The sequence below is a fragment of the Lysinibacillus sp. HST-98 genome (assembly GCF_016757845.1).
Lineage (GTDB): Bacteria > Bacillota > Bacilli > Bacillales_A > Planococcaceae > Lysinibacillus > Lysinibacillus capsici.
The window spans coordinates 159,380-175,307 of record NZ_JAENHX010000008.1; the positions used below are offsets into that span (position 1 = coordinate 159,380).

12 protein-coding genes and 1 other annotated feature are annotated in these 15,928 nt (G+C 39.7%); all 12 genes read left to right on the forward strand.

From position 1 onward, the window contains the following. Window positions 1-207 precede the first annotated feature (207 nt). The 12 genes from rplK to tuf all read left to right on the forward strand — a co-directional run bounded on the left by rplK (window position 208) and on the right by tuf (window position 15,862). Complete coding sequence (rplK, locus tag JIN86_RS17545; RefSeq protein WP_004233593.1) at window positions 208-633, forward strand: 50S ribosomal protein L11; 426 nt, start codon at window positions 208-210, stop codon at window positions 631-633. Between the two features lie 116 nt (window positions 634-749). Next, complete coding sequence (rplA, locus tag JIN86_RS17550) at window positions 750-1,448, forward strand: 50S ribosomal protein L1 (RefSeq protein WP_004233594.1); 699 nt, start codon at window positions 750-752, stop codon at window positions 1,446-1,448. 53 nt (window positions 1,449-1,501) lie between these two features. Beyond that, window positions 1,502-1,648 (forward strand) — a sequence feature (ribosomal protein L10 leader region). 32 nt (window positions 1,649-1,680) lie between these two features. Then, a complete protein-coding gene (gene rplJ, locus JIN86_RS17555; protein ID WP_004233596.1) occupies window positions 1,681-2,181 on the forward strand; it encodes a 50S ribosomal protein L10 in 501 nt (166 codons plus the stop codon). Window positions 2,182-2,253: 72 nt separating this feature from the next. Further along, entirely contained in the window at window positions 2,254-2,613 is a 360-nt protein-coding gene (gene rplL / locus JIN86_RS17560; RefSeq protein ID WP_004233598.1) for a 50S ribosomal protein L7/L12, read from the forward strand. 76 nt (window positions 2,614-2,689) lie between these two features. Continuing rightward, a complete protein-coding gene (locus tag JIN86_RS17565) occupies window positions 2,690-3,292 on the forward strand; it encodes a class I SAM-dependent methyltransferase (protein ID WP_004233600.1) in 603 nt (200 codons plus the stop codon). Window positions 3,293-3,534: 242 nt separating this feature from the next. Further along, window positions 3,535-7,110 carry a DNA-directed RNA polymerase subunit beta gene (rpoB, locus tag JIN86_RS17570; RefSeq protein ID WP_176408505.1) on the forward strand — a complete coding sequence of 1,192 codons (3,576 nt, stop codon included), beginning with the start codon at window positions 3,535-3,537 and terminating at the stop codon, window positions 7,108-7,110. A 202-nt stretch (window positions 7,111-7,312) separates the two neighbouring features. Continuing rightward, entirely contained in the window at window positions 7,313-10,996 is a 3,684-nt protein-coding gene (rpoC, locus tag JIN86_RS17575; protein ID WP_004233605.1) for a DNA-directed RNA polymerase subunit beta', read from the forward strand. A 139-nt stretch (window positions 10,997-11,135) separates the two neighbouring features. Then, a complete protein-coding gene (locus JIN86_RS17580) occupies window positions 11,136-11,384 on the forward strand; it encodes a ribosomal L7Ae/L30e/S12e/Gadd45 family protein (protein WP_004233607.1) in 249 nt (82 codons plus the stop codon). Between the two features lie 98 nt (window positions 11,385-11,482). Further along, complete coding sequence (gene rpsL / locus JIN86_RS17585; protein WP_004233609.1) at window positions 11,483-11,902, forward strand: 30S ribosomal protein S12; 420 nt, start codon at window positions 11,483-11,485, stop codon at window positions 11,900-11,902. Between the two features lie 44 nt (window positions 11,903-11,946). Continuing rightward, complete coding sequence (gene rpsG / locus JIN86_RS17590) at window positions 11,947-12,417, forward strand: 30S ribosomal protein S7 (RefSeq protein ID WP_004233610.1); 471 nt, start codon at window positions 11,947-11,949, stop codon at window positions 12,415-12,417. A 42-nt stretch (window positions 12,418-12,459) separates the two neighbouring features. After that, on the forward strand, window positions 12,460-14,538 hold the full coding sequence (gene fusA, locus JIN86_RS17595) for an elongation factor G (RefSeq protein WP_004233612.1): 2,079 nt from the start codon (window positions 12,460-12,462) through the stop codon (window positions 14,536-14,538). A gap of 136 nt (window positions 14,539-14,674) precedes the next feature. Beyond that, window positions 14,675-15,862 carry an elongation factor Tu gene (gene tuf, locus JIN86_RS17600; protein ID WP_004233614.1) on the forward strand — a complete coding sequence of 396 codons (1,188 nt, stop codon included), beginning with the start codon at window positions 14,675-14,677 and terminating at the stop codon, window positions 15,860-15,862. The last annotated feature ends 66 nt before the right edge of the window (window positions 15,863-15,928 follow it).

Here is a 15,928-nt window from a genome sequence, read left to right on the forward strand (position 1 = left end):
GCTAATTGGTAGATGTTTCGTAGATTTTGTTAATTACTACTTGCTTAAAAAAAGTAAAAGTGGTATCATTTCATAGGTCAGACTGTCATACTTTTGTTTGACGTCTGTAATGATAATTTTAATGTTATCGGCACTTAGCTGACAGACAGATATTGAGTGGGAGGGGCAACCCAATTACCACATCACGGACTTAAGGAGGTGTGTCTCGTGGCTAAAAAAGTTATTAAAGTTGTAAAACTTCAAATCCCTGCTGGTAAAGCTAACCCAGCTCCACCGGTTGGTCCTGCATTAGGTCAAGCGGGTGTGAACATCATGGGATTCTGTAAAGAATTTAATGCGCGTACTGCTGATCAAGCTGGTCTTATTATCCCAGTTGAAATTTCAGTATTCGAGGATCGTTCTTTCACTTTCATTACAAAAACTCCACCTGCAGCAGTTCTACTTAAAGTAGCAGCTGGTATCCAATCTGGATCTGGTGAACCAAACCGTAAAAAAGTGGCAACGGTTAAACGTGATAAAGTTCGCGAAATCGCTGAAACTAAAATGCCAGACCTTAACGCTGCTTCAGTAGAAGCTGCTATGTTAATGGTTGAAGGTACTGCACGAAGCATGGGTATTGTTATCGAAGACTAATCCCATTTACTTGATGTTTTGTTTTTTGGAAGGTTGCGAAGTTTCTTTGTGAACACGCAACCTTTATTCGTGGGAGGTAAAATCCGCTATAACCACAATCAAGGAGGAAATATATAATGGCTAAAAAAGGTAAAAAACTGCAAGATGCAGCTAAATTAATTGATCGTAACGCACTATACACTGCACAAGAAGCAATCGAACTTGCTCAAAAAACTAGCACAGTAAACTTCGACGCTACTGTAGAAGTTGCTTTCCGCTTAGGTATTGATACTCGTAAGAACGACCAACAAATCCGTGGTGCAGTAGTGCTACCAAACGGTACTGGTAAAACTCAACGCGTATTAGTATTTGCAAAAGGTGAAAAGCTTAAAGAAGCTGAAGCAGCTGGTGCTGACTATGTAGGCGATGCAGAATACATCCAAAAAATCCAACAAGGTTGGTTTGACTTCGATGTAATCGTAGCAACTCCTGACATGATGGGTGAAGTTGGTAAACTTGGTCGTGTATTAGGACCTAAAGGTTTAATGCCAAACCCTAAAACTGGTACAGTTACTTTTGATGTAACAAAAGCTATCGAAGAAATCAAAGCTGGTAAAGTAGAATACCGTGCTGATAAAGCTGGTATTATCCACGCTCCTATCGGTAAAGTTTCTTTCTCAGCAGAAAAACTAGTAGAAAACTTCTTAGCTGTTTTTGATGTAGTACAAAAAGCAAAACCTGCTGCAGCTAAAGGTACTTACATGAAATCTGTAAATGTTACAACTACAATGGGTCCAGCGGTTAAAATTGACGCTTCTAACGTAGTAGTAAAATAATTTATATATATGTATTGACGATAGTGGCTATACGTGATACTATAGTTGCTGTTGTGAATTATCCATTTGTACCGTAGACAGTAGGAGTGACTTGTCACTTAATGTTCCTACCGAGGACATCGGAATTCAGATTCTTATTTTAAAGATGATGACTTTCAGCCTCTGTGTCTATTTGACTCGGAGGCTTTTCTTTTGTCGGTATAAATGACCCATTCTAATAGGAGGTGTCATCATGAGCAAAGCAATCGAAAACAAACAAGTACAAGTTCAAGAGATTACTGAAAAATTCCAAGGCGCTGCTTCTGTAGTAGTTGTGGATTACCGTGGTCTTAATGTTGCACAAGTAACTGAGCTTCGTAAACAACTTCGTGAAGCTGGCGTTGAGTTCAAAGTTTACAAAAACACTTTAACTCGTCGTGCTGCTGAAGCTGCTGGCCTTGAAGGAATCAACGACGTATTAGTTGGTCCTAACGCAATTGCGTTCTCAAATGAAGATGTTGTAGCGCCTGCTAAAATCATCAACGAGTTCGCGAAGAAAAACGAAGCTTTAGAAATTAAAGCTGGTATTATTGAAGGTACTATCTCTTCTGTTGAAGATGTTAAAGCACTTGCAGAACTTCCATCACGCGAAGGTCTACTTTCTATGCTTTTATCTGTACTTCAAGCTCCAGTGCGTAACTTCGCACTTGCAACAAAAGCTGTTGCAGAACAAAAAGAAGAACAAGGCGCGTAATTTAGTACGCACTAATACTTCTGCGGCCTGATCGCAAAAAATAAAACATTATCCAATTAGGAGGAAATTATAATGAATAAAGAGCAAATCTTAGAAGCTATCAAAGCTATGACAGTTCTTGAATTAAACGATTTAGTAAAAGCTATCGAAGAAGAATTCGGTGTAACAGCTGCTGCTCCAGTAGCAGTAGTTGCTGGTGGTGCTGCTGCAGCTGAAGAAAAAACAGAATTTGACGTAGTATTAGCATCTGCTGGTGCAGAAAAAATCAAAGTAATCAAAGTGGTTCGTGAAATCACTGGTTTAGGTCTTAAAGAAGCTAAAGAAGTAGTAGATAACGCTCCTAAAGCTCTTAAAGAAGGCGTTTCTAAAGATGAAGCTGAAGAAATCAAAGCTAAACTTGAAGAAGTTGGCGCATCTGTAGAAGTTAAGTAATCTCGCGTTACTTTTTAACAAAAGGAAAGCTCGTCATTTTGGCGAGCTTTTTTCTTCATTCTGAGGAGGCGTGAAAATGTCAGATCACTATTATACAAGTAAGCCTCAAACTGAAAGTAAACCACGTCACTGGACATTCAAGTTACTAGGGCATACGTTTTCATTTGAAACGGATGCAGGTGTATTTAGTAAAAGCGAAGTAGATTTTGGATCCCGTGTTTTAATAGACGCTTTTCAAATGCCTGATATTGATGGTGCGATTTTTGATGTAGGTTGTGGATACGGGCCGATAGGGTTATCGATTGCCAAAACTAATCCAGACCGTACCGTTTTTATGATGGATATAAATGAACGTGCAGTTGCGCTTTCGCAAAAAAATGCGCAAGTGAACGGTGTTCAAAATGTGCGAATATTTGTGAGTGACGGCCTATCGATGGTTGATAACGATGTAGATGCGGCAGCAATCTTAACGAATCCACCAATTCGTGCGGGGAAGGAAACGATTTTCCGCTTTTACGATGGAGCTTACGATCGGCTAGTGTCTTCGGGTGAACTCTGGGTAGTCATTCAGAAGAAACAAGGAGCGCCATCGACAGTAAGTTACTTAGAAGAAAAGTTTTCAGAAGTCGATGTAGTAGAAAAGAAAAAAGGGTACTGGATAGTACGCGCAAAAAAATAAATGAAATATGTAGAATTTATTGACTTGACAAATCGGCTATGATAATATGATACAATGCAAAAATATTATTTTGAGGTCGTATGCCCTTTTTGTATAGAAATGTTTTAATATGGGTATACTTGCCAAGATAAGTTTAGTTAACCGAAAATGAGATCTTTTTGAAGACTCGTTTTCTTTTTGTCTTTCGAAATCATACACTATTTGTATGATTTTGCAAAGACCTAATATCGCTTTATTGAGGGGTGAATGAGTTGACAGGTCAACTAGTTCAGTACGGACAACACCGCCAGCGTAGAAGCTTTGCGCGTATTAAAGAGGTGCTTGAGCTTCCAAATCTGATTGAGATTCAAACGGCGTCTTACGAGTGGTTCCTTGAAGAAGGTTTACGTGAAATGTTCCGTGACATTTCGCCGATCGAGGACTTTACAGGTAATCTTTCATTAGAATTCATCGATTATTCATTAGGTGAGCCTAAATATGATGTTGATGAGTGTAAAGAGCGAGATGTTACTTACGCAGCTCCATTACGTGTGAAAGTACGTCTTTACAACAAAGAAACAGACGAAGTGAAAGAACAAGATGTCTTCATGGGTGACTTCCCGTTAATGACAGAAACAGGTACGTTCATTATCAACGGTGCTGAACGTGTTATCGTTTCACAATTAGTTCGTTCACCAAGTGTGTATTTCCATGATAAAACTGATAAAAACGGTAAAAAAGGCTTTGGAGCTACAGTTATTCCAAACCGCGGTGCTTGGTTAGAGTATGAAACTGATGCGAAAGACGTAGTTTACGTGCGAATTGATCGTACTCGTAAGCTACCAGTAACAGTGTTACTACGTGCATTAGGTTTCGGTTCAGATCAAGAAATTATCGATATTATCGGTGATAACGAGTATCTACGTAATACGTTAGAAAAAGATAACTCTGAAAGTACAGAAAAAGCGCTTTTAGAAATCTACGAACGTTTACGTCCAGGCGAGCCACCAACAGTAGAAAGTGCGAAGAGTTTATTATACTCTCGTTTCTTCGATGCTAAACGTTACGATTTAGCGAATGTTGGTCGCTACAAAATGAATAAAAAGCTTCACATTAAAAATCGTTTATTCAATCAAACGATTGCTGAAACGCTTGTAGATCCAGAAACAGGCGAAATTTTAGTAGAAAAAGGTACAGTACTAGATCGTCGTACTTTAGATAAAATTCTACCTTACCTAGAAGATTCATCAAAAGGTATTGGTTACCGCACTTTATCACAAGTCGGTGGAGTGCTTGAAGATGATGTAACCATCCAATCTATTAAGATTTATGCTCCAAAAGATGAAGCGCAAAAAGAAATTAATATCATTGGTAATGCGTACATTGATGAAGAAGTGAAGAATATTACACCTGCTGATGTTTTATCTTCAGTAAGCTATTTCTTTAACTTACTTTACCAAGTAGGTGCAACAGATGATATTGATCATTTAGGTAACCGTCGCCTACGTTCTGTTGGTGAGTTACTACAAAACCAATTCCGTATCGGTTTGTCTCGTATGGAACGTGTAGTACGTGAACGTATGTCAATTAATGACACAGCTGCGATCGTACCACAACAATTAATCAATATCCGTCCAGTGATTGCGTCCATTAAAGAGTTCTTCGGAAGCTCTCAATTATCACAATTCATGGACCAAACAAACCCATTAGCAGAGTTAACGCATAAACGTCGTCTATCTGCATTAGGACCTGGTGGTTTAACGCGTGAGCGCGCTGGCTTCGAAGTACGTGACGTTCACTACTCTCACTATGGTCGCATGTGTCCAATCGAGACACCGGAGGGTCCAAACATTGGGTTAATCAACTCATTATCTTCATTTGCCAAAGTAAATAAATTTGGCTTCATTGAAACACCTTATCGTCGTATTGACCACGAAACAGGTCGAGTAACGGAGCAAATTGATTATTTAACAGCTGATGAAGAAGATAACTACTATGTAGCGCAAGCAAATTCACCGTTAAATCCAGATGGTACTTTTGCTAATGATGAAGTAGTTGGTCGTTTCCGTGGGGATAACACGGTATTCAATAAAGCGCAAATGGACTACATGGACGTATCTCCTAAACAAGTTGTCTCTGCAGCGACTGCGTGTATCCCATTCTTAGAAAACGATGACTCGAACCGTGCACTTATGGGTGCCAACATGCAACGTCAAGCAGTTCCACTTCTTAACCCAGAAGCACCATTCGTTGGTACTGGTATGGAGCATGTTGATGCGCGTGATTCTGGTGCGGCTGTAGTAGCGAAGTATGATGGTATTGTTGAGCACGTTGAAGCTCGCTCTATCCATGTTCGCCGCATTGAAGTTGTAGACGGCAAAGAGGTTAAAGGCGATTTAACAAAATATAAATTACAAAAGTTCATTCGTTCTAACCAAGGTACTTCTTATAACCAACGTCCACTTGTAAAAGTAGGCGAACGTGTCAAGCCTCGTGATATTTTAGCAGATGGTCCATCAATGGAAAAAGGCGAACTAGCTCTTGGACGTAACGTACTTGTTGCCTTCATGACTTGGAACGGCTTTAACTATGAGGATGCTGTTATTATGAGTGAGCGCCTTGTAAAAGACGATGTCTATACATCTGTTCATATTGAAGAATATGAATCAGAGTCTCGTGATACAAAGCTTGGGCCTGAAGAAATCACTCGTGATATTCCAAACGTCGGAGAAGATGCACTTCGTAACCTAGACGAACGTGGTATTATCCGTATTGGTGCGGAAGTACGTGACGGTGATATTCTTGTAGGGAAAGTAACGCCTAAAGGAGTTACAGAATTGACTGCTGAAGAGCGTTTATTACATGCAATCTTCGGTGAAAAGGCTCGTGAGGTTCGTGATACTTCATTACGTGTACCACACGGTGCTGGCGGTATCATTCTTGATGTTAAAGTATTTAACCGTGAAGATGGCGATGAATTACCACCAGGTGTTAACCAATTAGTTCGTGCTTACATTGTTCAAAAACGTAAAATTCGTGTTGGGGACAAAATGGCCGGACGTCATGGAAACAAAGGGGTTATCTCTCGTATCTTACCAGAAGAAGATATGCCATTCATGCCAGATGGCACACCTGTAGATATCATGTTAAATCCACTTGGTGTACCTTCCCGTATGAATATCGGACAAGTTTTAGAGTTACACTTAGGTATGGCTTCTCGTTACCTAGGCGTTCACATGGCAACACCAGTATTTGATGGTGCTAATGAAGAAGACGTTTGGGAAACGATGGAAGAAGCTGGGATGAACCGTGACGGTAAAACAATCCTGTATGATGGACGTTCTGGGGAACCATTCGATAACCGTGTATCAGTAGGTATCATGTATATGATCAAACTTGCACACATGGTTGATGATAAACTTCATGCACGTTCAACTGGTCCTTACTCACTTGTTACGCAACAACCACTTGGTGGTAAAGCGCAATTTGGTGGACAACGTTTTGGTGAGATGGAGGTATGGGCACTTGAAGCTTATGGTGCTGCGTATACACTTCAAGAAATCTTAACGGTTAAATCTGATGACGTTGTTGGTCGTGTGAAAACATATGAAGCCATCGTTAAAGGTGAAAGTGTACCAGAGCCAGGTGTTCCTGAGTCATTCAAAGTATTGATTAAAGAACTTCAATCTCTTGGTATGGATGTTAAGATGTTAACAGTTAATGATGAAGAAGTAGAGCTTCGCGATTTAGACGAAGAAGATGATCTTCAGCCAGCTGATGCACTTAACATTGCACCACAGCCAGATACAGAAGAAGAGCCAGTAGAGTCTTTTGAATAATGGAAAACCAAATTCACAAATGTGAATATGGTCAAACTTATTTTTCAAATTAGCCGGGCAGGATTTAACGCCCTGCCTGGCTTTTTCTTTTAATAAATCATTCTATTTCTAATCCTTTGCCAAAGAGGCAATCTTTGCAAACGATTATCGAGCTGCGTAAAAGAGTCTTTATAAAGACCTATACTAGAGGGAGGTAGGCTCCTTGATAGACGTTAATGAATTTGAATATATGAAAATTGGTTTAGCATCACCTGACAAGATTCGTTCTTGGTCATATGGAGAGGTTAAAAAACCTGAAACAATTAACTACCGTACACTAAAACCAGAAAAAGATGGTTTATTCTGTGAGCGTATTTTTGGTCCAACTAAGGACTGGGAGTGTCACTGTGGGAAATATAAACGTGTACGCTATAAAGGCGTAGTTTGTGATCGTTGTGGCGTTGAAGTAACACGTGCTAAAGTTCGTCGTGAACGTATGGGACATATCGAATTAGCAGCACCAGTTTCTCATATCTGGTACTTCAAAGGTATTCCTAGCCGTATGGGTCTAATTTTAGATATGTCACCTCGTGCTCTTGAAGAAGTTATCTATTTCGCTTCATACGTTGTGATCGATGCAGGTGCTACTAATTTAGAAAGTAAACAATTACTTTCTGAAAAAGAGTATCGTGCATATCGTGAAAAATTCGGTAATACATTCGAAGCATCAATGGGTGCAGAAGCAATCAAAAAATTATTAGGTAAAATCGACCTGGAAGATGAAACACAATCTTTAAAAGAGGAGTTAAAATCTGCTCAAGGTCAGAGACGTACTCGTGCCATTAAACGTCTAGAAGTTGTTGAATCTTTCCGTAACTCAGGAAACTCACCTGAATGGATGATTCTAGATGTACTACCTGTTATTCCACCAGAGCTTCGTCCAATGGTGCAATTAGATGGTGGTCGTTTCGCGACTTCAGATTTAAACGATTTATACCGTCGTGTAATTAATCGTAATAACCGTTTAAAACGTTTATTAGATTTAGGTGCTCCAAGCATCATCGTACAAAATGAAAAACGTATGTTACAAGAAGCTGTTGATGCATTAATCGATAATGGTCGTCGTGGACGTCCTGTAACAGGTCCTGGTAACCGCCCATTAAAATCACTTTCACATATGTTGAAAGGTAAACAAGGTCGTTTCCGTCAAAATCTACTTGGTAAACGTGTTGACTACTCTGGTCGTTCTGTTATCGTAGTAGGTCCAAACTTAAAAATGTACCAATGTGGCTTACCAAAAGAAATGGCTATTGAATTATTCAAGCCATTCGTTATGAAAGAATTAGTAGAGCGTGGTCTTGCTCATAACATTAAATCTGCTAAACGTAAAATCGAACGTTTAAATAACGACGTATGGGATGTTTTAGAAGATGTTATTCGTGAGCATCCAGTATTACTAAACCGTGCACCAACACTTCACCGTCTTGGAATTCAAGCATTTGAACCAACACTAGTTGAAGGTCGTGCTATTCGTCTTCACCCATTAGTATGTACAGCCTATAATGCTGACTTCGATGGTGACCAAATGGCAGTTCACGTACCATTATCAGCTGAAGCTCAAGCTGAAGCTCGACTTCTAATGCTTGCTGCACAAAACATCCTGAATCCAAAAGACGGTAAACCTGTTGTAACACCTTCTCAAGATATGGTATTAGGAAACTACTACTTAACACTTGAACGTGAAGGTGCACGCGGTGAAGGTACTGTTTTCTATGGTCCAAATGAAGTTTTAATTGCCTATGATACAGGTCATGTACACTTGCATACACGTATCGCAATAAAAGCAAGTTCATTAAATAATCCAACGTTCACTGAAGAACAAAATAATATGTTCTTATTAACAACTGTTGGTAAAGTAATCTTTAATGAAATCTTGCCGGAATCATTCCCTTATATTAATGAGCCAACTGATTTCAACTTAGAGCAAGTAACACCAGAAAAATACTTTGCTAAGTTAACAATTGATGAAGAAACACTTAAAGAGCTTGAATCAGATAATGCTTATAATAATTTAGATGAAAAAGGGAAAATTGATGCACAACGTACAGCTGTATTGCGTAAATACTTTGCATCAGTACCAGTTGTAAATCCATTCCGTAAGAAATTCTTAGGAAATATCATTGCTGAAGTATTTAAACGTTTCCACATTACGGAAACATCTAAAATGCTTGACCGTATGAAAAACCTAGGTTTCAAATATTCAACACGTGCAGGTATTACTGTAGGTGTATCTGACATCGTGGTATTACCTGATAAAGGTGAAATTTTAGCAGAAGCTCAAGAGAAAGTAGATAAAGTGCAAGCGCAATTCCGTCGTGGTTTCATTACAGAGGATGAGCGTTACGATCGCGTAATTTCAAGTTGGAGTGCTGCAAAAGATGAAATTCAAGCGAAGCTGATGAAGTCACTTGAGAAAACAAACCCAATTTTCATGATGTCTGATTCAGGTGCCCGTGGTAATGCATCTAACTTTACTCAGCTAGCTGGTATGCGTGGTCTGATGGCCAACCCGGCTGGTCGTATTATCGAACTTCCAATCAAATCTTCATTCCGTGAAGGTTTAACAGTATTAGAATACTTCATCTCAACTCACGGTGCTCGTAAAGGTCTTGCCGATACAGCCCTAAAAACTGCCGATTCAGGTTACTTAACACGTCGTCTTGTTGACGTTGCACAAGATGTTATCGTTCGTGAAGATGACTGTGGTACTGACCGTGGCTTAACGATTGGTGCATTAATGGAAGGCACAGAGTTAATTGAAGCTCTAGATGAACGTATTGTTGGTCGTCATACGAAGAAAACAATCTTCCACCCTGAAACTGGTGAAGTAATTCTTGCAAAAGACGGTTTAATAGACCAAGATATCGCTCGTGCAATTATCGAGGCGGGTATTGAAGAAGTGACAATCCGTTCAGCATTTACATGTAATACAAAACACGGCGTTTGTAAAAAATGTTACGGCATGAACTTGGCGACAGGTGAGAAGGTTGAAGTTGGGGAAGCAGTTGGTATTATTGCGGCTCAATCAATCGGTGAACCAGGTACACAGTTAACAATGCGTACATTCCATACAGGTGGAGTTGCCGGAGATGATATTACACAAGGTCTTCCACGTATCCAAGAGATCTTTGAAGCACGTAATCCAAAAGGTCAATCTGTTATTTCAGAAATCGCTGGTACGGTTTCAGATATCACAGAAATTCGTGAAGGCTTAAAAGAAATTACAATTCAAGGTGACGTAGAAACTCGTAAGTATCAAGCACCTTATAACGCACGTTTGAAAGTTATCGAAGGTGATAATGTAGAACGTGGTCAAGTTTTAACAGAAGGTTCTATCGATCCAAAACAATTGCTAAAAGTCAAAGACGTTTCAACTGTTCAAGAATATTTATTAAAAGAAGTTCAAAAAGTATACCGTATGCAAGGGGTAGAAATTGGGGATAAACACATTGAGGTAATGGTTCGCCAAATGCTTCGAAAAGTGCGTGTAATTGAAGCTGGAGATACAGAATTACTACCTGGCTCATTATTAGATATCCACCAATTCTCAGAGGCAAACGTAGACGCTGTTATGAATGGCAAAAACCCTGCAACTTGTCGTCCTGTTATCCTGGGTATTACAAAAGCTTCTCTTGAAACAGAATCATTCTTATCTGCAGCATCGTTCCAAGAAACAACACGTGTGTTAACAGATGCAGCAATTAAGGGTAAACGTGACGAGCTTCTTGGATTAAAAGAGAACGTAATTATCGGTAAACTTGTTCCTGCAGGTACTGGTATGCAACGTTATCGTCAAATCCGCATCGAAAAAGATGAGCTTGACACAGAAGTCATTTCTGCTGAATAAACATTAAAATTAGGCCGAAGAGATGCATATTTTCATCATCTCTTCGGACTTTTTCAAGATATTAGTTGACAGTGTAAATGAGTAATGATAATATATTGAAGGTTGATAGTTAACTGTCTGTACTTCGGAGGATATGTAAATGTCTTATGATAAAGTAAGGGCTAGTCAAACAATCATAGGTACAAAGCAAGCAGTAAAAGCAATGCGAGCTGGTTCAGTGAAAGAACTATTTGTGGCACTTGATGCAGACAATTGGGTAACCGATTCGGCCATATCTTTCGCGAGAGAAATCGGTATACCAGTTATTCTTGTTGAGTCCAAAAAGGAACTGGGCAAAGCCTGTGGAATCCATGTTGGAGCTGCGGTAGTTGCGATTACTGTAGAGTAGTTTTTGTGTAAAATGCACAAAGACTTTGTTTTTACCCAAAAAATGAACCACCTGGATGTGTGGTATTAAAAAAGAAGGAATGAAGGGAGGAAAAATCGATGCCTACAATTAACCAATTGGTACGTAAGCCTCGTAAATCTAAAATCACGAAATCAAATTCACCAGCGTTAAACAAAGGATATAACTCATTTAAAAAATCTTTAACTGATGTTAAATCTCCACAAAAACGTGGTGTTTGTACTCGTGTAGGTACAATGACGCCTAAAAAACCAAACTCAGCGTTACGTAAATACGCTCGTGTACGTTTAACTAACCAAATCGAGGTTACAGCGTACATTCCTGGTGAAGGCCACAACTTACAAGAGCACAGTGTTGTTCTTATCCGTGGCGGTCGTGTAAAAGACTTACCGGGTGTTCGTTACCATATCGTTCGTGGTGCTCTTGATACTGCTGGTGTAAACGGTCGTATGCAATCACGTTCTTTATACGGTACAAAACGCCCTAAAGAAAAAAAATAATTTAAATCAAACAATATATTTACTCAATGAAAGGAGGAAAACACATGCCTCGTAAAGGTCCTGTTTCCAAACGTGACGTGTTACCAGATCCAATTTATAATTCAAAACTAGTAACTCGTTTAATCAATAAAATGATGATTGATGGTAAAAGAGGTACTTCTCAAAAGATTTTATACGGTGCGTTCGAACTAGTTAAAGAACGTTCTGGTCAAGATCCAATCGAAGTATTCGAAGCTGCTCTAAATAACGTAATGCCAGTTCTTGAAGTACGTGCTCGCCGTGTTGGTGGTTCTAACTACCAAGTACCAGTTGAAGTACGCCCAGAACGTCGTACAACTTTAGGTCTTCGTTACCTAGTTAACTATTCTCGTCTTCGTGGTGAAAAAACTATGGAAGAGCGTTTAGCTAACGAAATTCTTGATGCTTCTAACAACACTGGTGCATCAGTTAAGAAACGTGAAGATATGCACAAAATGGCAGAAGCGAACAAAGCATTCGCTCACTACCGTTGGTAATCTAAACATAGCATAAGCCCAATATGGAAGGAGAAATACCTAATGAAACGCGAATTCTCACTAGAGAATACTCGTAATATTGGGATCATGGCTCACATTGATGCTGGTAAAACAACAACAACTGAGCGTATCCTTTATTACACAGGTAAGATTCACAAAATCGGTGAAACTCATGAAGGCGCTTCTCAAATGGACTGGATGGAGCAAGAGCAAGAACGTGGTATCACAATCACTTCTGCTGCGACAACAGCTCAATGGAAAGGCAACCGCGTAAACATCATCGATACTCCTGGACACGTAGACTTCACTGTAGAAGTAGAACGTTCATTACGTGTACTTGACGGCGCAGTAACTGTACTTGATGCTCAATCTGGTGTTGAACCTCAAACAGAAACTGTATGGCGTCAAGCTACAACTTACGGTGTACCACGTATCGTATTCATTAACAAAATGGATAAAATGGGTGCAGATTTCCTATATTCTGTAGGTACTTTACACGAGCGTTTACAAGCAAATGCTCATCCAATCCAATTACCAATTGGTGCGGAAGATGAGTTCAAAGCAATTATTGACCTAGTTGAAATGGATGTAACTTACTACGATAACGAAGAAGGTACAGCATTACGTGAAGGTCAACCAATTCCTGAAGAATTCCAAGCGCAAGCTGAAGAATACCGTGAGAAGTTAATCGAAGCAATCGCTGAAGTTAACGAAGAAATCATGGAAAAATACTTTGCTGGTGAAGAAATTACAAAAGAAGAGCTTAAAACGGCTATCCGTAAAGCGACAATCGCTGTAGAATTCTATCCAGTAATCTGTGGTACAGCATTCAAACACAAAGGTGTTCGTAAAATGCTTGACGCAGTTATCGACTACTTACCATCACCAGTTGATGTACCTGCTATTAAAGGTACAACTCCAGATGGTGATGAAACTGAACGTCCATCATCAGACGAAGCGCCATTCTCAGCTTTAGCATTTAAAGTTATGACTGACCCATTCGTAGGTAAATTAACGTTCTTCCGTGTGTACTCTGGTGTTCTTGAATCAGGTTCATACGTACAAAACTCTTCAAAAGGTAAACGTGAACGTGTAGGTCGTATCCTACAAATGCACGCTAACAGCCGTGAAGAGATTTCAAAAGTATTTGCTGGTGATATCGCAGCTGCTGTAGGTCTTAAGGATACAACAACTGGTGACACTCTTTGTGAAGAGAAAAACCTTGTTATCCTTGAGTCTATGGAGTTCCCAGAACCAGTTATCTCTCTTTCTGTAGAACCAAAATCAAAAGCTGACCAAGATAAAATGGGTCAAGCTTTACAAAAGCTACAAGAAGAAGATCCAACATTCCGTGCACATACAGACCAAGAAACTGGTCAAACAATTATCTCAGGTATGGGTGAGCTTCACCTTGATATCTTAGTTGATCGTATGCGCCGTGAATTTAAAGTAGAAGCTAACGTAGGTGCTCCAATGGTATCTTACCGTGAAACATTCCGTGGCTCTGCTCAAGTTCAAGGTAAATTCACTCGTCAATCAGGTGGTCGTGGTCAATACGGTGACGTATGGATCGAGTTCTCTCCAAATGAAGAGGGTAAAGGCTTTGAATTCGAAAATGCTATCGTTGGTGGTGTAGTACCACGTGAATATATTCCAGCTGTAGAAGCAGGTCTTCGTGACTCGCTTGACCGCGGTGTAATCGCTGGTTACCCATTAATCGACATCAAAGCGAAATTATTCGATGGTTCATACCATGATGTTGACTCAAACGAAATGGCATTTAAAATCGCTGCATCTATGGCACTTAAAGCTGCTGCATCAAAATGTAGTCCAGTTCTTTTAGAGCCTATGATGAAAGTTGAAGTTGTAATTCCAGAAGAATATCTTGGTGATATCATGGGTAACATCACTTCTCGCCGTGGTCGCGTAGAAGGTATGGAAGCTCGTGGTAACGCTCAAGTTGTTCGTGCGATGGTTCCACTTTCAGAAATGTTTGGATATGCAACAACTTTACGTTCTGCAACGCAAGGTCGTGGTGTATTCTCAATGGTATTCGATCATTATGAAGAAGTACCAAAATCAATCTCTGAAGATATCATCAAAAAAAATAAAGGTGAATAATTGAAATTTCATCTTGCATAAAGTATAACTAATTTGTAAGCTATGATTGCAGGATAGGGGATGGGCCCGTTCTCTATCAGCATTCATTCTATAAATTTTAAATCTAAAACATACAATTTTGAGGAGGCAATCTCTAATGGCTAAAGAAAAATTTGACCGTTCTAAAACGCATGCTAACATTGGTACAATCGGACACGTTGACCATGGTAAAACTACTTTAACTGCTGCAATCGCTACAGTTCTTTCTAAAAAAATGGGTGGTACAGCTAAATCTTACGCTGATATCGATAACGCTCCAGAAGAAAAAGAACGTGGTATCACAATCAATACTTCTCACGTAGAATACGAAACTGAAACTCGTCACTATGCACACGTTGACTGCCCAGGACATGCTGACTATGTTAAAAACATGATCACTGGTGCTGCTCAAATGGACGGCGGTATCTTAGTAGTATCTGCTGCTGACGGCCCAATGCCACAAACTCGTGAACACATCCTTTTATCTCGTCAAGTAGGTGTTCCATACTTAGTAGTATTCATGAACAAATGTGATATGGTTGATGACGAAGAATTATTAGAATTAGTAGAAATGGAAATCCGTGACCTACTATCTGAATATGACTTCCCAGGTGACGATATTCCTGTAATCAAAGGTTCTGCTCTTAAAGCTCTTGAAGGTGAACCAGAATGGGAAGAAAAAATCGTTGAATTAATGGACGCTGTAGATTCTTACATCCCAACTCCAGAACGTCAAACTGACAAACCATTCATGATGCCTGTAGAGGACGTATTCTCTATTACTGGTCGTGGTACAGTTGCAACTGGCCGTGTTGAACGTGGTCAAGTTAAAGTTGGTGACGTAGTTGAAATCATCGGTATCGCTGAAGAAGCTAAATCTACTACTGTAACTGGTGTAGAAATGTTCCGTAAATTATTAGACTATGCTGAAGCTGGTGATAACATCGGTGCTTTACTACGTGGTGTTGCTCGTGAAGAAATCCAACGTGGTCAAGTATTAGCTAAACCAGGTTCAATTACTCCACACACTAACTTCAAAGCTGAAGTTTACGTTTTATCAAAAGAAGAGGGTGGCCGTCATACTCCATTCTTCTCTAACTACCGTCCTCAGTTCTACTTCCGTACAACTGACGTAACAGGTATCTGTAACTTACCAGAAGGCGTTGAAATGGTAATGCCTGGTGATAACATCGAAATGACAGTTGAACTTATCGCTCCAATCGCTCTTGAAGAAGGTACTAAATTCTCTATCCGTGAGGGTGGCCGTACTGTAGGCGCTGGCGTAGTTGCTTCTATCCAAAAATAATTTTAGCTTTCGCTAATTTCAAACCAATCTGTAGGGACGCCTACAGATTGGTTTTTTGTGTTAAAA

Bases quoted from the DNA above. Each gene is read 5' to 3' on its own strand.
- JIN86_RS17565 (WP_004233600.1), top strand. From the start codon at position 2,690: ATGTCAGATCACTATTATACAAGTAAGCCTCAAACTGAAAGTAAACCA.
- tuf (WP_004233614.1), top strand. From the start codon at position 14,675: ATGGCTAAAGAAAAATTTGACCGTTCTAAAACGCATGCTAACATTGGT.
- JIN86_RS17580 (WP_004233607.1), top strand. From the start codon at position 11,136: ATGTCTTATGATAAAGTAAGGGCTAGTCAAACAATCATAGGTACAAAG.
- rpsG (WP_004233610.1), top strand. From the start codon at position 11,947: ATGCCTCGTAAAGGTCCTGTTTCCAAACGTGACGTGTTACCAGATCCA.
- rplA (WP_004233594.1), top strand. From the start codon at position 750: ATGGCTAAAAAAGGTAAAAAACTGCAAGATGCAGCTAAATTAATTGAT.
- rplJ (WP_004233596.1), top strand. From the start codon at position 1,681: ATGAGCAAAGCAATCGAAAACAAACAAGTACAAGTTCAAGAGATTACT.
- rpsL (WP_004233609.1), top strand. From the start codon at position 11,483: ATGCCTACAATTAACCAATTGGTACGTAAGCCTCGTAAATCTAAAATC.
- rplL (WP_004233598.1), top strand. From the start codon at position 2,254: ATGAATAAAGAGCAAATCTTAGAAGCTATCAAAGCTATGACAGTTCTT.
- fusA (WP_004233612.1), top strand. From the start codon at position 12,460: ATGAAACGCGAATTCTCACTAGAGAATACTCGTAATATTGGGATCATG.